The organism is Luteolibacter luteus, from assembly GCF_012913485.1.
Lineage (GTDB): Bacteria > Verrucomicrobiota > Verrucomicrobiia > Verrucomicrobiales > Akkermansiaceae > Haloferula > Haloferula lutea.
In genome coordinates, this window is the sequence record NZ_CP051774.1 from 4,105,841 (window position 1) to 4,130,273 (window position 24,433).

18 protein-coding genes are annotated in these 24,433 nt (G+C 60.6%); all 18 read left to right on the top strand.

Annotated elements, in window-relative coordinates; translation table 11 throughout:
* Positions 1 to 54 precede the first annotated feature (54 nt).
* The 18 genes from HHL09_RS16955 (at position 55) to HHL09_RS17040 (ending at position 24,396) form a co-directional block, all read left to right on the top strand.
* Complete coding sequence (locus tag HHL09_RS16955) at positions 55 to 756, top strand: TetR/AcrR family transcriptional regulator (RefSeq protein ID WP_169455803.1); 702 nt, start codon at positions 55 to 57, stop codon at positions 754 to 756.
* A 15-nt stretch (positions 757 to 771) separates the two neighbouring features.
* A complete protein-coding gene (locus tag HHL09_RS16960) occupies positions 772 to 1,995 on the top strand; it encodes an SGNH/GDSL hydrolase family protein (protein WP_169455804.1) in 1,224 nt (407 codons plus the stop codon).
* Positions 1,992 to 3,332 carry a cytochrome P450 gene (locus HHL09_RS16965; RefSeq protein ID WP_169455805.1) on the top strand — a complete coding sequence of 447 codons (1,341 nt, stop codon included), beginning with the start codon at positions 1,992 to 1,994 and terminating at the stop codon, positions 3,330 to 3,332. The genes HHL09_RS16960 and HHL09_RS16965 overlap by 4 nt, the downstream gene beginning before the upstream one ends.
* Positions 3,333 to 3,421: 89 nt before the next feature.
* On the top strand, positions 3,422 to 6,091 hold the full coding sequence (locus HHL09_RS16970) for a leucine-rich repeat domain-containing protein (protein ID WP_169455806.1): 2,670 nt from the start codon (positions 3,422 to 3,424) through the stop codon (positions 6,089 to 6,091).
* 70 nt (positions 6,092 to 6,161) lie between these two features.
* Positions 6,162 to 7,172: a metallophosphoesterase gene (locus HHL09_RS16975; RefSeq protein ID WP_169455807.1), complete on the top strand. Its 1,011-nt coding sequence runs from the start codon at positions 6,162 to 6,164 to the stop codon at positions 7,170 to 7,172.
* 77 nt (positions 7,173 to 7,249) lie between these two features.
* On the top strand, positions 7,250 to 9,628 hold the full coding sequence (locus HHL09_RS16980; RefSeq protein ID WP_169455808.1) for a S1 family serine peptidase: 2,379 nt from the start codon (positions 7,250 to 7,252) through the stop codon (positions 9,626 to 9,628).
* Positions 9,625 to 9,954: a hypothetical protein gene (locus HHL09_RS16985; RefSeq protein ID WP_169455809.1), complete on the top strand. Its 330-nt coding sequence runs from the start codon at positions 9,625 to 9,627 to the stop codon at positions 9,952 to 9,954. The genes HHL09_RS16980 and HHL09_RS16985 overlap by 4 nt, the downstream gene beginning before the upstream one ends.
* Before the next feature lie 393 nt (positions 9,955 to 10,347).
* Positions 10,348 to 10,896 (top strand): cytochrome c3 family protein, encoded by a 549-nt coding sequence (locus HHL09_RS16990; protein WP_240963648.1) that lies wholly within the window; start codon positions 10,348 to 10,350, stop codon positions 10,894 to 10,896.
* A 55-nt stretch (positions 10,897 to 10,951) separates the two neighbouring features.
* Positions 10,952 to 14,278 (top strand): TAT-variant-translocated molybdopterin oxidoreductase, encoded by a 3,327-nt coding sequence (locus HHL09_RS16995; protein ID WP_169455811.1) that lies wholly within the window; start codon positions 10,952 to 10,954, stop codon positions 14,276 to 14,278.
* Positions 14,279 to 14,328: 50 nt separating this feature from the next.
* The gene (gene nrfD, locus HHL09_RS17000) at positions 14,329 to 15,825 is read left to right on the top strand and encodes an NrfD/PsrC family molybdoenzyme membrane anchor subunit (RefSeq protein ID WP_169455812.1); all 1,497 of its coding nucleotides are present in this window, start codon (positions 14,329 to 14,331) and stop codon (positions 15,823 to 15,825) included.
* A gap of 43 nt (positions 15,826 to 15,868) precedes the next feature.
* Positions 15,869 to 16,423, top strand: coding sequence for a DUF3341 domain-containing protein (locus tag HHL09_RS17005; protein ID WP_169455813.1), 555 nt, complete (start codon positions 15,869 to 15,871; stop codon positions 16,421 to 16,423).
* Positions 16,424 to 16,468: 45 nt separating this feature from the next.
* On the top strand, positions 16,469 to 17,173 hold the full coding sequence (locus HHL09_RS17010) for a c-type cytochrome (RefSeq protein WP_169455814.1): 705 nt from the start codon (positions 16,469 to 16,471) through the stop codon (positions 17,171 to 17,173).
* A 23-nt stretch (positions 17,174 to 17,196) separates the two neighbouring features.
* Positions 17,197 to 18,561, top strand: coding sequence for a hypothetical protein (locus tag HHL09_RS17015; RefSeq protein WP_169455815.1), 1,365 nt, complete (start codon positions 17,197 to 17,199; stop codon positions 18,559 to 18,561).
* A gap of 29 nt (positions 18,562 to 18,590) precedes the next feature.
* Positions 18,591 to 19,379, top strand: a complete 789-nt coding sequence (locus tag HHL09_RS17020) for a c-type cytochrome (RefSeq protein WP_169455816.1) — start codon at positions 18,591 to 18,593, stop codon at positions 19,377 to 19,379.
* A 19-nt stretch (positions 19,380 to 19,398) separates the two neighbouring features.
* Positions 19,399 to 20,913 (top strand): cbb3-type cytochrome c oxidase subunit I, encoded by a 1,515-nt coding sequence (locus tag HHL09_RS17025; RefSeq protein WP_169455817.1) that lies wholly within the window; start codon positions 19,399 to 19,401, stop codon positions 20,911 to 20,913.
* 50 nt (positions 20,914 to 20,963) lie between these two features.
* Positions 20,964 to 21,698 (top strand): cytochrome c family protein, encoded by a 735-nt coding sequence (locus HHL09_RS17030; protein ID WP_169455818.1) that lies wholly within the window; start codon positions 20,964 to 20,966, stop codon positions 21,696 to 21,698.
* 22 nt (positions 21,699 to 21,720) lie between these two features.
* Positions 21,721 to 22,479: a c-type cytochrome gene (locus HHL09_RS17035; protein ID WP_169455819.1), complete on the top strand. Its 759-nt coding sequence runs from the start codon at positions 21,721 to 21,723 to the stop codon at positions 22,477 to 22,479.
* Positions 22,480 to 22,506: 27 nt separating this feature from the next.
* Positions 22,507 to 24,396, top strand: a complete 1,890-nt coding sequence (locus HHL09_RS17040; RefSeq protein ID WP_169455820.1) for a cytochrome c oxidase subunit I — start codon at positions 22,507 to 22,509, stop codon at positions 24,394 to 24,396.
* Positions 24,397 to 24,433: the final 37 nt, after the last annotated feature.

Here is a 24,433-nt window from a genome sequence, read left to right on the forward strand (position 1 = left end):
GAGTTGTCGTGAATGATGGTTGACTGAACGAATCATTCAGTCATCGAATAAGGCATGCCAGTGCTCCGAGCCGATATTTCCGGAAAGCGTCTACGCGAACTCGCCGAAGCGGGGACGGCGGTGTTCTGCCGGCAGGGTTTCGAGCGTTCCCAGATGGCGGATGTGGCGAAGGCGATGAAGGTCGCGGTGGGGACGGTGTATCTCTACGTGGAGAGCAAGGAGGCACTCTTCGATCTGGTGGTGCGCTACGGTTCCGCTGATTCGGCGGACTGGCTGGATGCCTTGGAGATTCCCGTGAAGACGCCTGCGCCGGGATCCACCGTCGCCTTCCTGAAGGACGTCTTTGATCGGACCGAATGGCCGGTGCTGGAAGCCGCGCTGAAGGCGGAGAGCGTGGATGATGCGGCGGCGGAGTTGGAAGGGATCCTGCGCGAGCAGTATGCGCTTATCCATCGCTACCGCCGGGGCCTGTTGCTGCTGATGCGCTCGGCGCTGGAATTCCCCGGGCTGGCCGAGGTCTTCGTGCACGGCCTGCGGGACAAGCTGCTCGATTACCTTTCCCGCTACATTGCGGCGCGCACCAAGTCGGGGCACTTCCGGGAGACCCATGACCTGCTGGCCACCACGGCGACGATGATCAACGCGATCACCTGGGCGAATCTCCAGCGTCCGCTTGACCCGGGACTGATGGCCTTGAGCGATGAAGCGGTGGAGACGTCCACGGTGGATCTGCTGGTCCGCGGGCTGATGGCATGACGAATGAATGATCTTATGAAGAAACTCCTCATTTCCCTCTGTCTGATCTCGTCCGCGCATGCGGACTTCGCGCTGCGCGATGGCGATACGGTGGCCTTTCTCGGCGATAGCATCACGGCTGCGCGTGGCTACACCAAGGTAGTCGAGCACTACACGTTGATGCGTTATCCGGATCGCAAGGTACGCTTTATCAATGCTGGCGTGGGCGGTGATACCGCGACGAAGTGCCTGGAGCGCCTGGAGAAGGATGTGTTCGCGAAAGGGGCCACGGTGGTGACCGTCGCCTTTGGCATCAATGATATCGGCTGGGGCACCAAGGCGGATGACGAGCACAAGAAGCTCTACCTCGATGGTATCCGCACGATCATCGAGCGCTGCCGCGAGAAGAAGGTCCGGCCGATCATCTGTTCGCCAGCGATCACGGCCGAAGTACCGGACACGGCGGAGAAGGGCTACCTCCAGACGATGACCGATGAGGGCCTGGCGCTGGCAAAGTCGCTGGGTGCCGAGACCGTGGATCTGCAGCGGGGAATGCGTGAGGTGCAGCGTCGCGTGGTGGAGCACAATGCCAATGCGAAGGACGACGATCAGGTGCGGATGCATGTGAAGGATGGCATCCATCTGGATGATCTCGGCCAGATCGCGATGGGCTATGCGATGCTCAAGGGCCTCGGTGCGCCGGAGGATGTTTCTTCCGCGACGATCGATTTTGAATCCTCGAAAGGGGAGGGCGAGAACTGTGCGATTTCCGATGTGAAGACAGCGGGCAAGGAGCTGCAATTCACGCGCCTTGATCGCGGACTTCCTCTGAACTTCGGTCCCTTCACGCTGCTTCAGTACCGCTGGGTATCGCTCACGGATGGGCTCAACCGTTATACGCTATCGGTAAAGAACCTGCCGGAAGGGGAATATGAGATCCTTGCCAATGGCAGGTCGCTCGGGAAGTCCAGTGCCGAGTCGCTTGCGAAGGGGCTCAACATCGCTTCGATGACCGGCAACGGTTGGTATCCCGGTGGTCCTTGGGATGCCCAATCCGGCGTGGTGAAGGAACTCGTGGATGCGCGTGACAAGCTATCGGAGAGCGAACGGCTGCAGGTGATGAACCTGGAGCAGGACGGGCAGGTGGATCCGCTGATCCGAGAGATGCATGAACAGCAGGACACGCTGGTGGAGCTGCAGCGTCATGCGGCGAAGCCGGTGCCCTATCACTTCTCCATCAAACCTGCCGCCACGCCATGATCCGCATCGCCCCTGCAGTGGACGAGCCGAGGCATTGGCTCATGGGTTCCGCCTTTTACGCGCAGCGCGATCCGCTGAAGTGGATCCCGCGTTGGGCGGAGAAGTACGGCGACGTCTATACCATCGGATCACCCATCGGCAGCGCGATGGTGGTAGCGAGCCCGGAACTCGCGCGGCAGGTGCTGGCGGATCGTTATGCGCACTACATCGAGAAGGGTCGCTCCTATGCGGTACTGCGGATCCTGATGGGGAATGGTCTGGTGACCAGTTCCGGGGAGTTCTGGCGCGGGCAGCGGAAGCTGACGCAGCCGGCTTTCCATCGCCGCAGGCTGGATGCGATATTCGCGATGATGGTGCGGCGTTCGCGGGCGATGGCGGAGCGGCTTTCAAAGGCTGACCAAGCTCTCGATATCGCGCCGGTTTTCTCGCAGCTCACGCTGGAGATCATCTCCGAGGCGATGTTCAGCACGGACGTCGAAAGCGAGGCGAGCAAGGTGGGTGGCTATATCCACATCCTGAATGAGACTGCCCTGCGAATGCTGCGGCAGCCGTGGCGCTTCTTCATGCCGCGCCGCTTTCCGACGCCGTTCACGAAGACCGAGTTCAATGCGCGGGCTTCGATGGATGCGATCGTTCACAACATCATCGAGCGGCGACGCAAGGGTGGGGAAGATCATGATGACCTGCTCTCGATGTTCCTTTCCGCCTGTGACGAGGAGACGGGGAAGGGGATGAGCAACGAGCAACTGCGTGACGAGGTGATGACGATGTTCGTCGCCGGTCATGAGACGACGGCCAATGCGATGTGCTGGCTGCTGCACCTGGTGGCTACGCACCCGGAGATCGAGGCGAAGCTGATGGCGGAGATCGATGCGGCGGGGGATGCGCTGGATACCGGGAGCCTCGCGGCGTTTCCGTATACGCGGCAGGTGGTCGAGGAATCGCTGCGCATGTTTCCCACGATTTGGTCTGTGGGCCGACGCTGCGTGAAGGAAGATGAACTGGGGGGCTATCACGTGCGCCCGGGGACCACACTGCTGATCCCGATCTTCCATTTCCACTGGGGCGAGAAGTGGTGGAGCGAGCCGCGGAAGTTCGATCCGGACCGCTTCCTGCCGGATCGGAAGCCTTCACCCGAGATTTACTTCCCCTTTGGGGCGGGTCCCCGGACCTGCATCGGAAACCAGTTCGCCTTGCAGGAGCTGGTGATCATGACCGTGTGCTTCCTGAAGCAGCTGAGACTGCGGCCGGTGGAGGGTTTTCCGGTCGAGCCGGATGCCTTGATCACCCTGCGGCCGAAGTGGGGGATGAAGCTGAAACCGGAGCCAAGGTGGTAGCCTGTTGTGTGAAGAGATGATGAAATCGAAAGTTGGTTACTTGATTTACGTTGTAGTCACAAAGTGATTTGAATAGGGGGTTGGTTGTCATGAAACCCAATCCCCGGCTGATCTCCTCCCAGCCGGCCAGGTCCAACCTCTTCAAGGGGTTGCGACCATTGCTGGCCGGACTACGCCCGCTAAGAATGCATCTGCTCGCCTGTCTGTTGGCAGGCCCGGCTGCAGGAGATCAGTTCGGGGACTTCACCTACACGGCGAGCAATGGTGAGGTGACCATCACTGCGTATCCGGAACAGGGAGCGGGGCCGGCGATCATTCCCGCTTTCATTGAAGGGATGCCGGTGAAGTCCATAGCGCCCCGGGCATTTTTCTACCGCTCGAAGCTCACCAGCGTGAGCATCCCGGACTCAGTAACGCAGATCGGCGAGGATGCCTTTTCGGGGTGTTTCGTGCTTGAGAGCTTGGATCTTCCTCCGGGATTGACCCGGATCGAGGAAGGGTCCTTTTCCGCGTGCCGCTTGGTCAAGGATGTTCAGATTCCCGCGGGCGTCACGAGCATCGGCGACGAGGCCTTTAGCGGATGTTTCGCCCTGACAACGATCACGATTCCTTCCGGGGTCACCACGATTGGCGGCTATGCTTTCCGTCTTACCGACCTGGAGAATGTGATTATCCCGAACACGGTCACGGATATGAGTTACGGGGTCTTCAGCGAGTGCGACCGCCTTCAGTCGGTCACTCTGCCGCAGGGCCTGACGAAGATCAGTTCCCGTACCTTCAGCCAGTGCTTTTCGTTGGAAAGCATCGTGATCCCACAGGGTGTTACCTTGATTGACCGGGGGGCGTTTGAGGAATGCCGAAGCCTCGCGAGCGTTTCGATCCCCTCAGGCGTGAGTATCATCGGCACGGAGGCATTCCAACACTCCGGCCTAACAAGCGTGATCATTCCGGAAGGGGTGACGACGATGAGATCGAAGGCATTCTATGGATGCATCAGGCTGGAGAGCGTGAGTCTTCCAGCGACGCTGGCCCAGATCGCTCCTTCCGCGTTCCAAGCCTGTAGGGCGTTGACCGGGATTGTCCTGCCGGAAGGAGTGACGGGGATCGGGCAATCAGCGTTCCAAAGCTGTGACAGCTTGGCTTCCATTTCCCTTCCCCAGAGTCTGACGACGATTGAGTCGGCTGCTTTCGGCTACTGCCCGTCACTTGTTTCCATTGCGATTCCCGCGGGCGTCACCGTTATCGAGGGGGGAGTCTTCGCGGAGAGCCGGGCTCTCGAGGCGATCAGTGTAGATCCGGCCAATCCTTCCTATCGCAGCGACGGAGGAGTGCTCTACTACAAGAGTGGCAGCCAGTTGTTGCGTTGCCCGCCGATGTTGGCTGGCGGCTTTCAGTTTCCTGCCGGCTTGACGCACATCGGGGACGATGCCTTCGGAGGATTTTCCCTCCTTACCTCGATCGCAATTCCGGAAGGAGTGGTTTCGATCGGAACGGGAGCGTTCGCAAATTGTGCGGAATTGGTGAGCGTGACATTTCCAGCGAGCCTCAAGGAGATCGGCGGGAGTGCTTTCTCCGGATGTGCCAAGCTCCAGAATGTGGTCCTGCCATCCGGCCTCACTGGTCTGGGTGGCTATGCTTTCGCCGGTTGCACCGGACTCACGAGTATCATTGTGCCGGGTGAGGTGGCTTCTTTGGGAAGCTACTTGTTCGAAAGCTGTGTCAACCTGAGCAACATCGTAATCTCGCCGGGAGTCGGGAGCTTGGGGGCGCATGCTTTCAGGAATTGTCCGGCGCTCACCACGATCCAGATCCCGGCCAGTGTGACGTCGATCCAGTCGTCCGCCTTCGAAGGCTGCAATGCCTTGGAAGGAATCGCGGTGAGTCCGGACAACCCGAGCTACACCGCTACGGGCGGGATTCTCTACGACAAGGCCCTGACGACCTTGATCCGCTGCCCGGCGAAATTTGCCGGCGAGCTGCCGTTGCCGGTCTCCCTCGTGACCATCGAGCAACTCGCTTTGGACGGCTGTCGCTTGATCACGGGGGTGACGATTCCTGCCTCCATGACGGTGCTCAGTAGTTATGCTTTCGACAATTGCACCGCGCTATCGCGGGTAACCTTGAGGGAGGGGCTCACCAGGATCCAGAGTAGGGCCTTCTATAACTGCGTGGCATTGAAGGAGATCGTCATTCCTTCCTCGCTCACGTCAATTGGAGGGGGGGCTTTTTCGGGTTGCAGCCAGTTGGCGAAAATAACCTTTCTCGGCAACGCCCCCGATATCCTCCAGGACAATCAGTGGCTCGCCAACGTGAAGCCGGATTTCACCTTCTACTACTACAATGGGAGGAACGGGTTCACTTCGCCGACCTGGCTGGGCTATCCGGCGGTGAAGATTGGAGAGGGCGAGGCGATTCCAGCTTGGCTGGCCATTTATGGATTTCCATCCACCACTGCCATGGAGTCCGATCCGAATCGAGATGGGGTCAGCTTGCTGATGGCCTACGCCCTGAACCTGGATCCGAAAGCCAATCTGGCGAACAAGATGCCCAAGGCGGTGATCGAAGGAAACCAGATGAAGCTCACCTTTTATAGTGGTGCCAGAGGTGTAACCTATGAGGTTCTGAAGAGCAGGGATTTGAAGAGCTGGACCCCGGGGGGGGTGACCTTGTCGGTGCCTGACGCCAACGGCATGCGTACAGCGACGATCGTCCGATCCGGTTCTGCGCTCTATTTCAAGCTGCGCGTGACGAGGAGCTAGGAGTTTGGAAGCCAGGGGCTCTTTGCTGGAAGGGGGACTTCCGGGTGAACGTAGAGGGTTACCCTTACCGATGAACTCTTCCTCCTCGTCCTTCTCCAGCTTGTCCCGCCGTGAGGCCCTGAAGGCAGGCCTGATTTTCAGCAGTGGTTTTCTTAGCGCGGGCTGGCAGAGCCGGGCTTCGGCGGAAGAGGCCAAGACGAAGTTCGGGAAGGGCGGGCTCCATTTCCTGGCGGTGGGCGACTACGGGACCGGGAACAAGAACCAGAAAAAGGTGGCGGAGCAGATGAACGCATTTGCGGGCAAGCTCGATTCGCCGCTGACCGCAGTGCTGGCGCTGGGCGACAATTTCTACAACAAGCTGGAGCCGGAACGCTTCGAGCGGGACTTCGAGAAGATGTATTCGAAGGAGCATCTGGACTGCCCCTTCTATGCCTGCTTGGGCAACCACGACTACGGTCCGCAGTATGATTCGAAGCAGGGCCGGGCGAAGGCGGACATGCAGCTCGAGTATGCGGCGAAGAATCCGGACTCGCGCTGGAAGATGCCGGCGAAGTGGTACGCTGTCGAGCTGCCGAACGCCTCTGCACCGCTGGTGAAAGTGATCTACCTCGATGGGAACTATTTCGAAGGCGCGATGACTCCGCAGGAGAAGCTGGATCAGAAGCGCTGGATGGAGGCCGAGCTGAAGAAGCCGACGCGTGCGAAGTGGACTTGGGTGGTGAGCCATTATCCGCTTTTCTCCGACGACACGAAGCGGAAGGACAACCAGGGCCTGATCAAGAACTGGGGCGATCATCTGAAGGCAAATCCGGTTTCGCTCTACCTGTCCGGGCACGATCACAATCTCCAGCACCTGCAGCTGAAGGATTATCAGCCGAGCTTCCTGGTCTCCGGGGGTGGCGGTGCCTCGACCTACGAGATCACGAGCTCCGAGCGTGGCTTTGCGAAGCAGATCTTCGGCTTCAATCACATCCATGTGGATGACAAGCGGGTCACCGTGCAGCTCATCGATGCCGATGGAGTCTGCATGCATGCTTTCGAGCGGGATCGCTCGGGAAGGGTGACGGTAAGGGAGGCCTGAGGGCAGATGGGAAATCTCCCGGAGGCTGGATTTTAAAGTCGGCTCGACCTTTCGCAGGAATTGGCGAGGGTCTGCCTATGACTTCCCGAGGGCTCCTGTTTGCCGCCGCGGCTGTTTTTCTGGGATCAGGGCCTGCGCTGGCCGGGAAGGCGGGCCTGCGTTCTGGTCGGACCACACCGATGGAGATGCGGGAGGCGCGGAAGAAGGCGCTGGAGCAGATGAGAGAAGATGGCTTCACGCCGATCCCCATGATTGTCGGAGGGAATCCGGCATCGGAAGGGGAGTATCCATGGATGGCGGCGCTGGTGCAGGCAGAAGTGCCGGACAATTACGATGGACAGTTCTGTGGTGGGACTTTGATCCATCCCTCTTGGATTCTGACTGCGGGCCACTGTGTTTTTGGCAGCAGAGCGGAAGACATTCATGTGGTGCTGGGTGCGACCGACCTTGGGGAAAGTAGCGGAATTCAGCGGATCGAGGTCGCGGAAATCATTCTGGCCCCGGGCTACAACAACGTGAACTTGGATTCCGATTTCGCGCTGCTACGGCTGAAGGAGCCTGCCGATTCCTCCTTCACTTCGATTTCCGTGGTTGATGATGCCTCGCTGGCGAATCCGGGAGTGGTGTCGACCGTGATCGGCTGGGGCGATACGACGAACGGGGAAGGGGAGTATCCGGAGAGACTTCAGGAAGTGCAGCTTCCCATCGTGGATCTGGCGGTGGCGAACGCATCTCCCGACTACAACGGGACGCTGAGTGCGAACATGTTGGCGGCTGGCTATGCACAGGGTGGGAAGGATTCCTGTTCGGGTGATAGCGGTGGTCCACTGATGGTGCCTTCACCCGTGGGGCCGGGGTTTGCTCAAGCGGGCGTGGTGAGCTTCGGGGTCGAGTGCGCGGCTCCGGGGACCTATGGGATTTACACGAAAGTCGGAAACTACCGGCACTTCGTGACCGGGCATCTCCGCCCGAACTACGCGCAATGGGAAGCGCGGACCGGTCGCGTGGGTGAGAGCCGTGATCCGGATGGCAATGGGCTGAGCAACTTCGAGGACTTCGCTTTTCCTTCGGGGAGCACCTTAACTCAGCAAACGGTTTCCGGGACGAGGCGCTTTAGCTTCGTCCGTCCGACGGAAGCGGATGAGGTGGAGTACATCCTGGAGAACGCCCCTAGCGCTGCGGGACCGTGGACGAGGAAGGAGCCGGGCTTCATTTCCTCTCAGGTGCTCGACGAGTTTTCGAGCACTTGGACCGTGGGTCTTCCGGAGGCGGGGTTGTCCGGGGTGTTCCGGATCCGCGCGGCGTATTCCAATGCGGTGGTCAATGGCATGCGGCCGCTGGCTTACACGAGTAGCGTGAAGGGGACTCTGGATCAGACGGATGACTTGGGGCCCGGTGGTGCCGGGCATTCGCGTCGCTATGCGCTGGAATCGCTGCCGGTCGGGAGCGAGTCGCGTGTGACCCTGCGCTCGAACGATTTCGATGCGACCCTGCGTCTGGTCAATGCGGCGATGGAGAGCGTGCTTCAGACTTCTTCCAATGGCTCGGCGGGTGGCAATGCGGGTCAGGATGAGGCCCTCGCGTTCACCGCTCAAGCGGGGGTGCGCTATATGGTTGAGGTGATCTCGGACAATGCGGGTGGTGAATTTGAGATCAGCATCTGGAATCCCACCGCCTTCGCCTCCGTGCCGGGGCTGACCATTCCGTATCGCGCGACGGCGAAGAAGCCGCTGACTTTGACGACGAAAGGGAGTCTGACGACGGGCGACGGGATTGATCCGCAGCTCCAACCGGGCCCTCCCTACTATAAGGATGATTTCATTGTGGATCCCTCGCTGTTGCCTGCCCGGCAGGTGGTGGAACTGAGGATGAAATCCGGCAAGGGCGCGATGGGGATCGACGATTATCTGGCCCTGATCGACGCCGAAAGCGGACAGGTCCTGATGGGGAATGATGATTTTGCCGGAAAGTCGAACGATGCAGGGATTCGGTTCATGCCGGTCCCCGGGCGGTCCTACCTTCTGCGGCTGTCCTCTGCGCAGCCGGAGGATATTGGGAATTATAGCCTTAGCGCCACCGCGCCGAAGCTCACGAGCAAGACGCCGCTGGCGACGGTCACGCTGGGGAGCACGGTGACAGGAAAGCTTGCCGGTGGGAGTGAACTGGATGAGGCGAAGTATACCGCGAAGCGCGATTACCTGCTCCAGCCTCTCCCCGCAGGTCAGGAAATTTCCGTGACCTTGGCTTCGAAGAAGTTCGATGCGGTGATCGTGGTATTCGATGCCGGGGATTTGAGTGTTGTCGCCCAAGGAGATGGCGGCGGGCCGGTGGGAGGAGTCCACAATGCGAGAGCGACCTTTACGACCAAGGCGGGTCAGCGTTATTTGATCCGCGCCACCACCTACCGAGAGCGGGAGGCTGGCTCCTACACCCTCGCGATTGCGCCCAACTCATGATCCTTGCCGATAGCCTTCTGGAGAACCCGATGTTGATCCCTTCCTTGCTGGGAGTGATTGTTTTTCTGCAACTTGTCGGGTTTGTCGTGATGCTGGCAATGTCGGGAAACGTGAAGCGCCTGATGCGTTGGGCGAGTTCGCAGGAATTGGAGCCGATTGCTAAGCACAAGGATCTTGTGGAAGTCAAAGAGGAGAGCAGCGAGCAGAAACACCTCTTCGCGGAGTTCCTCTCCGAAGATCCCGCCCGCCGTGAATTGTCCAAGAAGGAGCAATTCGCCGAATTTCGCCGCTGGCGGGACAAAAAGGGCCTGAATTGGAAGGGCTGAAGTCCCGGAAAAAACGGGACACTCCGCATGAATTGCCGCCGCGCAAGGGAAAGGTCCGGTTTTTCGCCTTTCTAGCGGTTTTTCCGGTTGCCAGTGCCGGGGGTGGTTTGCAGACTCCGCGCCCGCGCCGGATTTACACTCCGACTCACTCGCAAAAGAGCTTGTGAAAAATTTCACAAGCGCCCAAAATTTCCCTGCAAAGCACCCGACGCACTACCCGTCATGGCCAATTTCTTCCCGCGCTGGACCAATTTTCTTCCCCTGAAGATCGCTGTATGTGCAGGCGCGGTTGCCGGTGGGGTTGTGTTGGCGTTTACGTATTACGCTACGCCTAAGACGCTTGTGGAGGGCTATCAGCCTTCGCAGCCGATTCCGTTTTCACACAAAATTCACGTGGACCAGCTCGGTCTGGATTGCCGTTACTGCCACTCCTTCGTGGACGTGTCCGGCACCTCGAACGTCCCGTCGAACAACACCTGCTGGAATTGTCACCAGCACGTGCAGAAGGAGAGCCCCAAGCTCCAGCCACTACGTGATCGCATGGATCCGACGTTGAAGCACCCCGATTTCGGCAAGCCGATCGAGTGGGTCCGGATCCACAAGACGCCCGACTACGTTTACTTCAACCACTCCGCGCACGTGAACCGCGGCATCTCTTGCCAGAGCTGCCACGGCCAAGTGGACCAGATGGAAGTGGTCTACCAGGAGAACAGCCTGTCGATGGGCTGGTGCCTCGAGTGCCACCGTGCGCCGGAGAAGCACCTCCGCCCCTTGGAAGAAGTCTACAATCTCAAGTATGACCCCGCGAAGTACATCGCCGCTCCGGAAAATGCCGAGCTGATGTCGAAGCTGGGGGTCAAGACGACCGAGGATCTCGGTCTGAAGCTGAAGGAGCACTGGCAGATCCAAGCCAAGGAGTCCTGCGCTACCTGCCACCATTGAGTTTCGCCGTTTCCCGTTTCCTTTTCCCGAATTTTCCGTTCGCGCCCCTTCGCCCATGAGCAAACGCATCTGGCAACATCCCGAAGTCCCCGCCGGTGAAACCACCGTCTCTTGGCGTGGCGTCGGCCAGCTTGAGGACACCCCTGAGTTCCGTTCCTGGATGGAGCGCGAGTTCCCGCAGGGTGTGGCTGAAATGGAGAACGAGGAGGACGCCGAGGTGTCCCGCCGTTCCTTCCTGAAGCTGATGGGCGCATCGACCGCCCTCGCCGGTTTCGGCATGGCCGCTTGCCGCCGGCCGGAAAGCTACATCGTGCCTTACAACAAGGCACCGGAGTGGGTGATCCCGGGCAAGGCGACCTACTATGCTTCCAGCATGCCGCGCTCCGGTGGTGCCGCGCCGCTGGTGGTGACGACTTTCGAAGGCCGCCCGACGAAGGTCGCGCCGAACATGCTCCACCCGGACATGACCGGCACGGATGCCTTCGTGCAGGCTTCGATCCTCGATCTCTATTCGCCTTCGCGTTCCCGCAAGGTGCTGAACAACGCGAAGGCCTCGAGCCGCGCCGAGTTCGAAAAGGTGCTGGCCGGTCTGGCCGCCGATGGTTCTGCCAAGGTGGGCTTTGTCTTCGGCAATGACGATTCCCCGACGCGTTCGCGCCTCGTGAAGGAGCTCGCCGCCAAGTATTCCGGCGCGAAGTTCTACGCTTACGAAGCTCTCGAAGGGAATGCGGCCAAGGTGCTTGGCGCCGGCAACAAGCTGGCGGCCGACTATGCTGTCGCCGACCGTATCCTTTCGCTGGACAGTGATTTCCTCTGCCTCGACGGCCACGGCCCGACCGCTTCCTTCTTCAATCGCCGCAAGCCGGAAGGCGCGGGCTATGACAAGAAGGCGGATCCGGCTTCGATGAACCGCCTCTACGTGGTCGAGAGCACCTTCTCGATGACCGGCGGCATGGCGGATCACCGCCTGCGCGTGGCTCCGAGCCTGGTGTTGAAGATCGCGGCGCAGATCGCCCGCGGCCTCGGTGTCGGCCAGGCTTCGAACATCGAAGCGGTGACCGATGAGAAGCATCTCCAATGGGTCAATGCGGTGGTGGCAGATCTTCAGGCCTCCGGCGGCAAGTCGCTGGTGCTCGCCGGATCTCGTCTGCCGGAAGCTGTCCAGGTGCTGGCGCTCGCGATCAACGAGAAGCTCGGCAACATTGGCGAAGGCAAGCCGCTCAAGGTGGTGCGCACGGAAGCCCAAGGCCTTGGCGACTTCACTGCTCTGACCGCCGACCTCAATGGCGGCGCCATCGATACGCTCTTCCTTCTCACGCCGGCCAACCCGGTGTTCGACGCCCCGGCCGATTCCAAGTTTCCGGAGGCACTGGCCAAGGCAAAGACGGTGATTCACCTCGGTCCCCGCACCGATGCCACCGCCCATGCCTCTACCTGGCACGTGCCGGCCACGCACTACCTCGAAAGCTGGTCGGACGCCCGCACGATCAATGGTGTCTACACCATCGTGCAGCCGATGATCCTTCCGCTCTACAACGAGTGTGCCAGCGAGTTGGAAATTTTGGCCGCCTTGCTTACCGCGGATGGTAAGCTGGTCACCGGCGAAACCTCCGACGGCAAGCCTTCGCCTGCCTATGATGCGGTCCGGGCGACCTTCGAGATCGTTGGTGGCAAGGGCATCGAGCCTTGGAAGAAGCTTCTGCGCGACGGTTATCACGCTGGCACTTCCTACGAAGTGGTCGAAGCCACGGTTCCCGCTGCCCCGGTGGCGGCTCCTGCCGCTGCAAGCGGTGTGGAAGTGGTATTCGTCACGGACGGTTCGGTTTACGACGGCCGCTGGATCGACAACGGCTGGCTGCAGGAAGCACCCGATCCGGTTTCGAAACTTTCCTGGGACAATGCCGCGCTGATCGCGCCGGAAACCGCCAAGAACCTCGGTGTTTATCAGGACATCGTGAAGCTCGAGACCGAACGTGCCTCGCGCGCGCCGGAAGGCGATGACGAAGGTGGCAAGCGCACGGCTCCGATGATCAAGGTCTCGGTGAACGGCGCAGAGCTGGAGCTTCCGGTGATGATTGCCTTCGGCCAAGCGGAGAACACGATCGTGATCCCGCTGGGCTACGGCCAAGGTTTCGACAAGGAAGACAAGTTCAACCGCAACGCCAGCGGCAAGACCCCGGCCGATCACGTTGGCCAAGTGGGTGTGAACTCCGGATTCAATGCCTATCCGCTGCGCACGGCAGCGACTTCCTACTTCGCCAGCGGAGCGACCGTGGTGAAGACCGGCAAGCGCTACCCGGTGGCCCTCGTTCAGGAGCACTTCGGAATGTATGGCCGCGCGTTGGCCCGCGAAATCTCGACGATGACCGACGAGAAGAAGGGCAACTTCGACGAGCAGCTTCACAACGTCGCCAAGCAGGGCAACGACGGCCACGCGCCGCCGAACATTTCTCTCTACAAGCAGGAGAACAAGAAGGGTCAAGCGCTCCTCAGCGATCCGCTCCACCAGTGGGGCATGACCATCGACCTCTCCGCCTGTATGGGCTGCAATGCCTGTCTCGTGGCTTGTCAGGCCGAGAACAACATCCCGATCGTCGGCAAGGAACAGCTCGCCAAGGGCCGTGAAATGCACTGGATCCGCATGGACCGCTACTACGCGATCGACAGCGAGAACACCTTCGACCCCGGCAGCCCGACGCTCGTTCCGCAACCGGTGGCCTGCGTGCAGTGCGAAAGCGCTCCCTGCGAAACCGTTTGTCCGGTCAACGCCACGGTTCACACGGAAGACGGCCTCAACGCGATGGCCTACAACCGCTGCATCGGCACGCGCTACTGCGCGAACAACTGCCCGTATAAGGCCCGCCGTTTCAACTTCTTCGATTACAACAAGCGCAACCCGCTCGTCGCCCACAACCTCTACAAGGGTCCCTTCGGCGAGAAGCAAGTGGGCACCGCGCCGCACCTCCAGCGCAACCCGAACGTCTCGGTCCGCATGCGCGGCGTGATGGAAAAGTGCACCTACTGCGTGCAGCGCCTGAAGGACGCCAAGATCCGCCAGAAGCGCGGCCAGAAGCAGGAAGCCCTGCTGGCCGGCAAGCCTTCCGCCGATTCCGAAGTGACCACCAACACCCTCCGCATCGCGGTGGATTCCGTGAAGGTCGCTTGCCAGGAAGCCTGCCCCGCAGGCGGCATCGAATTCGGCAACCTTCTCGACGGAGACAAGTCGGTGATGGTCCGCGCGAAGGGCAGCGAGCGTAATTACGACCTGCTCAACTACATCGGCACGAAGCCGCGCACGAGCTACCTCGCGCGGGTGAAGAATCCGAATCCGGCAATGCCCGACGCCAAGTGGGTCGGCAAGGCCACCATCCACATGCACTGATCCTGCGTGTTTCCCTTTAGAGCTTAGTCATTAGTTCATTTCCCAATTCCATGGCCACCGCCACCGAACATGCCCCGAGCCAGACTCGCCAAGGACCGAAGCTTCCGGTTCTGGAGCGCGAGAAGCTCATCCTGAACGGCCGATCCTACCACTGGATCACCGAGCGCATCTGCGGAGTGCTGGAGAATCGCCAGCCTTTCCTCTGGTGGTTGCTCTTCCTGCCCTCCGCCCTGATCGCGATGGTCGGCGTTGGCCTGGGCCTGACCTACCTCGTTTCCACGGGTGTGGGTGTGTGGGGTATGACCAACCGCGTCTTCTGGGGTTGGGACATCACGAACTTCGTGTTCTGGATCGGTATCGGCCACGCCGGAACGCTGATCTCCGCGGTGCTCTTCCTGACGCGCCAGAACTGGCGAACTTCGATCAACCGCGCGGCGGAAGCCATGACGATCTTCGCGGTGATGTGCGCCGGCATTTTCCCGGCATTCCACGTCGGCCGTGTCTGGATGGCTTGGTTCCTGGCTCCGATTCCGAACGCCAACGCGATCTGGCAGAACTTCAAGTCGCCGCTGCTGTGGGACGTGTTCGCCGTTTCGACCTACTTCACGATCTCGCTGATCTTCTGGTACCTCGGCATGGTGCCGGACCTCGCGACCATCCGCGACCGCTGCAAGCCCGGCCTGCGCAAGATGCTCTACGGCATCTTCTCCCTCGGCTGGCGTGGTGGTAACCGCCAGTGGAGCCACTACGAAATGGCCTACCTCCTTCTGGCCGCCCTTTCGACCCCGCTCGTGCTTTCCGTGCACTCGGTCGTGTCCTTCGACTTCGCCACCTCGATCGTCCCCGGTTGGCACACCACGATCTTCCCGCCCTACTTCGTCGCAGGCGCCATCTTCGGTGGCTTCGCGATGGTGCTTACCATCATGGTCCCGGCCCGCCAGCTCTACGGCTTGCACGATGTGATCACGATGAAGCACATCGACAACATGGCGAAGATCATCCTGCTGACCGGCACGATCGTCGGCTACGCCTACCTGATGGAGCTCTTCGTGGCCTACTACTCCGGCGCGAAGTATGAAATGGACGCCTTCAAGTTCCGCATCACCGGTCCTTACTGGTGGGCCTACCTGGCGATGATGTCCTGCAACGTGCTTTCCCCGCAGCTCTTCTGGTGGAAGGCCTGCCGTGAAAACCTCTGGGTGGTCATGGGCGTGGCAATGGCCGTGAACATCGGCATGTGGTTCGAGCGCTTTGTCATCATCGTGACCACGCTGGCCCGCATGTTCCTGCCGGGCGACTGGAAGACCTACAGCCCGAGCTACGTGGAAATGGCGCTCTTCATCGGCACCATCGGCATGTTCCTGGCTCTGTTCCTCCTCTTCCTGCGTTTCCTGCCCTGCATCAACATTGCGGAAGTGAAGTGGACCCTGCTGGAGTCCGACCCGCACCACGACGATCACCACGATCACCCCGACCACGGTGTCGAACGCATCCCCGCCTATCAGCGCGAGCTGCACGGCAAGGCCATCGTCGGTCCCGATAACTGATCCATCGCCCTCTCTCCGGAACTTTTCACTTCGAACACAGACAGTGAGTACCACCCGCAAACGCGTTTACGGCTACCTCGCCGAATTCGGAAGCGCCTCCGCCCTCTACAAGGCGGCCGAGAAGGTGCGCGACGCCGGCTTCCGCAAGTGGGATTGCCACACGCCTTATCCGGTCCACGGACTTGATGCCGCGATGGGCATGAAGCGCTCGATCCTGCCGTGGTTCGTGTTCTTCGGCGGCATGCTGGGCACTGCCACCGGCTTCGGTCTGGCCTACATCACGCAGGTCGAAATTTACCCGACGGTGGTGCAGGCGAAGCCGGCGAACATCTTCACGGTGCCCGCCTTCTTCCCGATCATGTTCGAGCTGACGATCTTGTTCTCGGGCTTCACCACGCTCTTCGGCCTGCTCGCACTGATGAAGCTGCCACGCTTGAACCACCCGCTTTTCGCCAGCCGTCAGTTCCACCGCGCCACCGATGATGCCTTCTTCATCGCCGTGGAAGCCCGCGACCCGAAATTCAGCCCGGATGGCACCCGCCAGTTCCTTGAGGACATCGGCGGCAAAAGCATCGAACTCGTCGAAGAAGAGGACTGATTGTCCGGACCTCGATTCCCAGATTTCCAATTTCCGATTTAACCCGTGAAATACTTCTTCCTCGCCTACGCGATCATCGCAGCTCTTTTCATCGGCCTGATGCCGATGCGGGGCGGCAAGTCTCCGGACGCGCCGATCCGCCTGTTCCCGGACATGGATGAGCAGGACAAGCTGAAGCCGCAGAAGCCCGATGCCTTCTTCTCGGATGGCCAAGGTGCGCGCCAACCGGTGCACGGCACCCAGGCACTCGGTTTCAACGCGGAAGGCGCATCCGTGATCGGCGGCATCCCCGAGCCTGAATTCGGCGGTGGCACCGGCTACTACGCTACCGGCGGTATCGATGGCTACTATGCCAACGGTATGCCTGAGGAACTGGGTCTCACCGCGGAAAACGTGGGTGCCTTCCTCAAGCGCGGTGAAGAAGTCTTCAACGTCAACTGCGCCATCTGCCACGGCAAGTCCGCTGATGGCCTCGGCATGACCAGCCACTACGGCGTTCCGGGCATCGCCAACCTGACCCAGGACACCTACGGCCAAGCTGCCTATCCGGACGGTCGTCTCTTCTCCGTGATCTCCGACGGCAAGGGCAACATGGGTGCCTACAAGCACAACGTGAACCTGCGCGACCGCTGGGCGATCATCGCTTACATCCGCGCCCTGCAATTCGCCCGCAAGGCTCCTTATGACCTTGTGAAGGACGCCTACGACAAGGCTACTGCCTCCGCCGCTGCTGCTCCTGCCGCCCACTAATCTCGCATCGTTTTCCCACCGAAATGGCACACGACTTCGTAACATCAGCCGACATCCCGGTCGACGGCGAGCGGATCTCCAGCTCCAAGCTTGATTCGGTCAAGCGTATCGCGGGCGGTGCCGCGGGCCTGCTTGGCTTGGTGAGCGCCTACCTCTTGTTCTTCTCTCCGGACAAGGTGGCGGGTAGCTATGCCTACTCCTGGCTGTTTGCCTTCTTCTTCTTCTTCACGCTGGCGGTCGGCGGTTGCTTCTGGACCCTGCTTCACAACGTCTCCAACTCGGGGTGGGGGACTTCGGTCCGCCGCGTCATGGAGAATCTCGGAGCGGTGTTCCCGTGGATGGCGATCTTCGCGATCCCGCTTGCGGTTCCCGGCGTACAGAAGTGGCTCTATGAGTGGATGAACATCCACCGTGCCGCCGCAGAGACTCATCACGCAAGCATCTTCCAAGGTTTCTTGGGCGGTTTCTACGGTAGCCCCTCGATGAAGGACGCCTTGGAGGCGGATCATCAGGGATTGCTGGTGAACAAGCAGTGGTACATGAACCAAGTGGCTTGGTATTGCCGTTTCGTTTTCTACTTCCTCGGCCTCGGCCTGGTGATCAAAACCCTGCGTGGCTTCTCGGTTGCCCAGGACACTGATCCGAACCCGACCACGAAGAATCTCTTCAAGGCCCGCTTCCACTCGACCTACACGCTGATCATTTTCGCGATCACGATCACCTTCGCCGGTATCGACCTGCTGCAGGGCATGAAGTTCGACTGGTTCTCCACGATGTGGGGTGTCTACCTCTTCGCCGGTGCCGCGCTGAACTCGATGGCGGTCATCATCATCACCGCGACCCTGATGCAAAAGGGCGGCTACCTGAAGCGCGTCGTCGGTCCCGAGCACTTCCACATCATGGGCAAGCTGCTGCTCGCCTTCACGATCTTCTGGGCCTACATCGCTTTCTCCCAGTTCTTCCTGATCTGGTATGCGAACATCACGGAAGAAACTTCGTGGTACCTGATCCGCAACACCGGCGGTTGGAATACGGCGAGCGTGTTCTTGGTCTTCGGCCACTTCGTTTTCCCCTTCGTGATCCTGCTTCAAGCTTGGCTCAAGAAGAACCCGAAGCTGCTTAGCATCGTGTGTGTCTACACCCTGCTGATGCACATCCTGGACTACTACATCATCGTGATCCCGGAGCGCTCGGTGTCCCTGATGAACTTGATCCCGGACTACAAGGGCGTGACCACTTCCATCCCGGGTGCCTTCTGGGGTGACATCCTCGCCTTCCTCACCGTCGGCTCCGGCTTCGTGTTCTTCTACCTGCGCGCCCTGACGCAGACCGCGACCTACCCGCACCGCGACCCGCGCATCCTCGAGTCCGCCAACGTTTCGAACTGAGTCCTCCGGCCTCCGATCCCCTTTCTTCAATGTCCTCATCCAGCGACAATCCCTTCGTCCGGTTCACCGCCTTCTGGTGGGCGCTCGGCGTGTTCTCGCTCTTCGGCGTGCTGCTTCTCGTGACCAAGCTCTTTACGAGCGACACGGAGGAGTCGAACCCGCTTGAAGAAGCTGCGGCAGCCAAGCGTTACGAAATGCGCACGACCGTCGATGCTGCCCAAGCGGCCGGCCTTGGCTACAAGGAAGTGGAGAAGGGCAAGGTCGTACAGGTGCCGCCGACGGTGGTTTTCAAGCACGTGGGCGAAACTCTGTTGGCTGGAAAGCCGGAAGCGGTGAAACAGGACACGCAGATCATCCCAGGCGGCTCTGCTGTCAAAACCGGTGGCGATGCGGACTACGGAGCGGTCGACAAGCTTACTCCGGCTGCGGATACCCCGGTCGATCCTGCTGCGATGGAAGCTGGTAAAGCCGCTTTCATGATCTGCATGGCTTGCCATGGCGCGAATGGCGAAGGTGGTCCTGTGGGTCCTCCGCTTGCGAACAACCCGACGGTCGCTGGTCCGGTTTCGAACTTGATCCGCATCCAGTTCCGCGGCCTGACCGGTCCGATCCACGTGGGCGACAAGGAGATGAATTTCCCGGCACCGATGATGCCCGTGATCGCCGCTCAGGATGACGCCTACATCGCCAACGTGCTGACTTACGTGCGCAACAGCTTTGGTAACAAGGCTGGTCCGGTTCTTCCCGAGCAGGTCAAGATGCTCCGCTCTGAAATTGGCAAGGCTGTGCTCACCGAGGCCGACCTGATCAAGCACTGATCTCCCACACGAATTTCCAATGTCCACTGCCTCATCCCAGACTCCGGTGAATGATGCGATCCGCCGCGCGGAGATCGACGTCTCGCTGCGCCACCCGGTGATGTTCTTCTTCACCAGCGGTGCCGCATGGCTCGCCGTGGCGATCTTGCTCGGGATCATTTCCTCGGCAAAGGTCCATAGCCCCGGCTTCCTTGATGGCTGCGCCTTCCTGACCTACGGCCGCGTGCAATCCGCACACATCAGCGCTCTGGTCTATGGCTGGGGGTGCCAAGCTGCCTTTGGTTCGCTCGTATGGCTGATGGCGCGTCTTTCCCGCCAAGAATGTCGTGCTGCCGGTCTCATCCTGGTGGCAGGTCACGTGTGGAACTTGGCCGTTTCGCTGGGGATCTTCGCGATTCTCGCGGGCAAGGGCACGGGCATGCCGTGGATGGAATTCCCGGTATTCGCTTGGGTGCCGATGCTGGCCTCCTATTTCCTGATCGCCCTGTGGTCGATGGTGCAGTTCAAGGTTCGCCCTGCCGGTCACGTTTTCATCTCCCAGTGGTACATCCTTGCCGCGCTGATCTGGTTCCCATGGGTTTTCGCCACGGCGCACATCATGATCCACGGCTTCTCCGGTAACCCGGTGATGGATGCTGCGATCAATGCCTGGTATCGCTCCGCGCTCATCTTCCTGTTCTTCCTTCCGACCGGTATCGCCGCGGCCTACTACTTGATCCCGAAGGTCACGGGCCGCCCGGTCTACAGCTACTCGCTTTCGATGCTCGGCTTCTGGTCGCTCGCCATCCTCGGTCCTTGGGCCGGCATGCAGAAGCTGACCGGTGCTCCGATCCCGAACTTCCTGCCTTATCTCGGCGCAGCCGCGACGATCCTGATCGCGGTTCCGGCCATTGCCGTCGGTGTGAACCTGCTCAAGACCGCAGCCGGCGCTCCGGACACGGTGGTGAACAGCCCGACGCTGCGCTTCACGGTTGCCGGTGTGATCTGCCTGCTGGTGGTTGCGATCGCCTGTGTGTTCCTGAACAACCCGGCGATCCTGCCCGGCACCCAATTCTCGATGGCTGGCTACGGTTTCGATCTCTTGGTGCTCTACGCGTTCTTCAGCTTCATCGCCTTCGGCATGATCTACTTCGTGGTGCCGCGCATCACGCGCCGCGAGTGGCTTTCCAGCCGCTTGATCAAGATGCACTTCTTCCTCTCCGTTTACGGAGTAGCGCTTGTGGTGCTGGTGGCTCTCTTCGGCGGCGCGATGCAGGGCATTGGTCTCGAAGCCTTCAAGCAGCCCTTCGAAGATGCAATGACCCGTGCCTATCCTTACGCGGTGGCAACGACGCTTGCCTGGTGCTTCCTGCTCTTCTCGAACGTCTTCTTCTTCTTCCATCTCACCCTGATGTGGCTGCGCCTCGGTCGCCGCAGCTCGCACCCGACGCTGCTGGGTGTGCACCACGACGACGAGATGCACGATGCGATCCACGGCCCTGAAGGCGACATCGACAACGGCGGCCCGGGTTCCGCCACTGCCCACTCTCACTAAGACTCCTGTTTCCGGCATTAGTGCTTAGTCATTAGCAATTTCCTGACTCCATGACCTTCCGCTCATTCGCATTCGGTCTCACTACCACCTTCGGCGCTGCCTGGCTGGCCGTGGTGATCGTGCCCTTCTTCCTGATGCGCACTCCGAAGCCGGTCTCCTTTGATGAAACGAAGGACGGCAAGGAGGGCATCTACCATCCGAAGCGGGCGGGTCGCGTGATCAACGGCGCCGAGGTATACTCGGCGAACGGCTGCTATCACTGCCACACCCAGCTGATCCGCCCGACCTATGCCGGCAATGACCTCGGCCGTCCGGATTGGGCTGGTCTGAAGACCGACGAGGCGCGTGGCGACACCCGCCGCGAGTCGAACATCTTCGACTACACCGGCGAAAAATTCGCCCAGATCGGTCTGAACCGCTTGGGTCCTGATCTTTCCAATGTCGGCCGCCGCGTCGAAGCGATCTATGCCAAGGATGCGGATCCGGAAGCTTGGTTGCTGATGCATCTCTACGACCCGCGTGCGAATCCGGAGCGCCCGACTTCGACCTGCCCGTCCTTCCGCTTCCTTTTCGACGAGGTGAAGGTGCAAGGTCAGGCTCCTGCCAACGCGCTGCCGGTGCAGGCACCCGAGGGGGAGGCGATCGTGCCGAGCCACGAAGCCCTCGCCTTGGTGGAATATCTCCTCTCCCTGAAGCGCGACGACACTGTCCCGGCTTCCATCAGCCACGCGCCGGCTACCAAACCGGCTGAAGCGAAACCCGCCGCTGCCGCCCCGCAAGGCTAACCGACTGAATTTCCCTTTTCCGATGATCGATCCTACCAAGCCCGACCTCGAGGAATCGGTGAACGTCACCGCGACCCACGAGCGTGTCGTCCGCGGAGCGGCTGCCGCCTCCCGCGAGAACAAGCTCACGGAGAACGGCGCCGAGCCGGTTTCGCTGTGGGTGACGGCGCTCTGCTTCATTCCCGTGCTGGCCGCCGGCTGGACCTTGGGAAATGCGGGCACGCTTTTCTCCTACAAGGACACCGTGAAGTCCGGCTACGTGCGGATGATCCCGGATGACGGCGAAGGTGATGCCATTCCGCCGAAGACTGCCCTTGATGCCTACATGGCGAAGGGCGCGAAGATTTACAGCAAGTGCTCCGGCTGCCATGGCCCGGACGGCAAGGGTGACGGTGCAAATTATCCTTCGCTGGCGGACTCCAAGTGGGTACACGGCGAGACCGAGCGCTTCGCGATGGTGATTCTCAACGGTCTTACCGGGCCGACTTCCACCGGCAAGACCTTCGGGGTGATGCCCGCGCAAGGTGCCGGCATGAGCGCCGAGGACCTCGCCTGCCTGATGACCTACGTCCGCAACAACTTCGGCACGAAGACCGGGGACGTGGTGACCAAGCAGATGGGTGTCGCCGCCCTCGAAATTTCAGGCAAGCGCGCCAAGGTCGGCGCTCCGGTGACGGGTGACGAACTCACCGCCGATCACTCCAAGAACCTTCCGGGCGACGTCCTCGATCCGAAGACGATGCTCGATCCCAAGACTCTCGAACCAGCGGCCGCCCAGTAACTCCGGTCCCCAAACTTTTCCTAACGCATGAGCGCCCACGCCGCATCTGCTGACCATCACGGTCACGACGACCACCATCACCACGACCCGGGGTTCCTACAGAAGTACGTCTTCTCCACGGACCACAAGGTCATCGGTATCCAGTATGGCCTGACCGCAATGGCCTTCTTGGCCTTCGGCTTCTACCTGATGATGGTGATGCGCTGGAGCATCGCCTATCCGCATCAGCCGCTGCCGGAGTGGATGAGCTGGCTTTTCACGGACAACTGGAAGGCCCGCTGGCTGCAGGACGGCAAGGTGACGGGTGAGACTTACAACATGTTCGGTGCCATGCACGGCACGATCATGGTGTTCCTTGGCATCGTGCCCCTCGGCTTTGGTGCCTTCGGCAACTACGTGACCCCGCTGCAGATCGGTGCGGTCGATATGGCGTTCCCGAAGCTGAACATGACCAGCTACTGGCTCTACCTGCTGGGTGGCCTGGTGATGTGCGCTTCCTTCTTCATGGAGTCCGGTGCCGCCAAGTCCGGCTGGACGAACTACTCCCCGCTCGCCGGTTTCGCTGACGGCCAGATCGTCAACCAGTGGTTGGCGGGCCAGACGCAGTGGCTGGTCGGCCTTGTGCTGCTGATTTCCTCGTCGCTGCTTGGCTCGGTGAACTTCATCACCACGATCATCAACCTGCGCGCCCGCGGGATGACCTGGATGCGCATGCCCTTCTTCGTCTGGGCGATGCTCGTGACCGGCTTCCTGCTCCTGCTCGCCTTCCCTCCGCTGGAAGCCGCTGGCATCATGCAGCTGATGGACCGCGTCACGCACTCGTCCTTCTTCATGCCGTCCGGTCTCTTCTCGAAGAGCGAAGGTCTGGCTGATCTTTCCGGTGGTGGTTCTCCGCTGCTGTTCCAACACCTCTTCTGGTTCCTCGGTCACCCGGAGGTGTACGTGCTCCTTCTTCCCGCGATTGCCTGCGTCGCTGAAATCATCCCGGTGAACACCCGCCGCCCACTGTGGGGTTACAAGGCGATGGTCTATGGCGTGATGGTGCTGGGCTTCCTGTCCTTCATCGTGTGGGCGCACCACATGTATCTCACTGGCATGGGTCCGGTCGTTTCGACCTTCTTCCAGACCACCACGGTGCTGATTTCGATTCCGTCGGTGATCCTGCTCACTTCCATGATCATCTCGCTGTGGGGCGGTTCGATCCGTTTCACCCCGGCGATGATCTGGGCCTGCGCCTTCCTGCCGATGTTCGGTATCGGTGGTCTGACGGGCTTGCCGCTGGCCTTCAACCTGGTGGACCTCCACCTCCACGACACCTACTACGTGATCGGCCACTTCCACTACGTGGTGGCACCGGGCATCCTGTTCGGCCTCTTCGCGGGTGTGTATCACTGGTATCCGAAGATCACGGGCCGCCACATGAGCAACTTCCTGGCTCATGCGCACTTCTGGCCCAGCCTGATCTGCATGAACCTGATCTTCTTTCCGATGCTCATGCAGGGCATGTCCGGCTTCCACCGCCGCTGGTATAACGGTGGTGACGCCTACTTCGCTGCTGAAGGTTCGGCCAACGTCTTCGGCCAGACCGTGGCCCAGCACATCGACCTGAACATCCTGATGTCTTGGGGCGCTTGGATCATGGCACTCGCCCAGATTCCCTTCGTCTTGAACCTCTTTGGTTCCATCAAGTTCGGCCGCAAGGTGGAGAACGACAATCCTTACAACGCCACCACGCTGGAGTGGGCCACGCCGACCCCTCCGGGCCACGGGAACTTCCTGACCGAGCCTGCGGTTTACCGCGGCCCGTATGAATACAGCCGCCCGGATTGCGATGAGGACTACCTCCCGCAATGGATCGAGCCGAAGCGCGATTCCGAATCCCCGGCTGAGAAGCCCGCCACCCCCGCCGCTCACTGATTGGCGCCTCCCTGAAGCCGGACTCCTGAATTTTTCC

Excerpts from the sequence above, each read along its gene's own strand:
- HHL09_RS16995 (WP_169455811.1), top strand. The coding sequence starts at position 10,952 with ATGAGCAAACGCATCTGGCAACATCCCGAAGTCCCCGCCGGTGAAACC.
- HHL09_RS16985 (WP_169455809.1), top strand. The coding sequence starts at position 9,625 with ATGATCCTTGCCGATAGCCTTCTGGAGAACCCGATGTTGATCCCTTCC.
- HHL09_RS17020 (WP_169455816.1), top strand. The coding sequence starts at position 18,591 with ATGTCCTCATCCAGCGACAATCCCTTCGTCCGGTTCACCGCCTTCTGG.
- HHL09_RS16975 (WP_169455807.1), top strand. The coding sequence starts at position 6,162 with ATGAACTCTTCCTCCTCGTCCTTCTCCAGCTTGTCCCGCCGTGAGGCC.
- HHL09_RS16955 (WP_169455803.1), top strand. The coding sequence starts at position 55 with ATGCCAGTGCTCCGAGCCGATATTTCCGGAAAGCGTCTACGCGAACTC.
- HHL09_RS16965 (WP_169455805.1), top strand. The coding sequence starts at position 1,992 with ATGATCCGCATCGCCCCTGCAGTGGACGAGCCGAGGCATTGGCTCATG.
- HHL09_RS16980 (WP_169455808.1), top strand. The coding sequence starts at position 7,250 with ATGACTTCCCGAGGGCTCCTGTTTGCCGCCGCGGCTGTTTTTCTGGGA.
- HHL09_RS16970 (WP_169455806.1), top strand. The coding sequence starts at position 3,422 with ATGAAACCCAATCCCCGGCTGATCTCCTCCCAGCCGGCCAGGTCCAAC.
- HHL09_RS17040 (WP_169455820.1), top strand. The coding sequence starts at position 22,507 with ATGAGCGCCCACGCCGCATCTGCTGACCATCACGGTCACGACGACCAC.
- HHL09_RS17025 (WP_169455817.1), top strand. The coding sequence starts at position 19,399 with ATGTCCACTGCCTCATCCCAGACTCCGGTGAATGATGCGATCCGCCGC.
- nrfD (WP_169455812.1), top strand. The coding sequence starts at position 14,329 with ATGGCCACCGCCACCGAACATGCCCCGAGCCAGACTCGCCAAGGACCG.
- HHL09_RS16960 (WP_169455804.1), top strand. The coding sequence starts at position 772 with ATGAAGAAACTCCTCATTTCCCTCTGTCTGATCTCGTCCGCGCATGCG.
- HHL09_RS17035 (WP_169455819.1), top strand. The coding sequence starts at position 21,721 with ATGATCGATCCTACCAAGCCCGACCTCGAGGAATCGGTGAACGTCACC.
- HHL09_RS17030 (WP_169455818.1), top strand. The coding sequence starts at position 20,964 with ATGACCTTCCGCTCATTCGCATTCGGTCTCACTACCACCTTCGGCGCT.
- HHL09_RS17015 (WP_169455815.1), top strand. The coding sequence starts at position 17,197 with ATGGCACACGACTTCGTAACATCAGCCGACATCCCGGTCGACGGCGAG.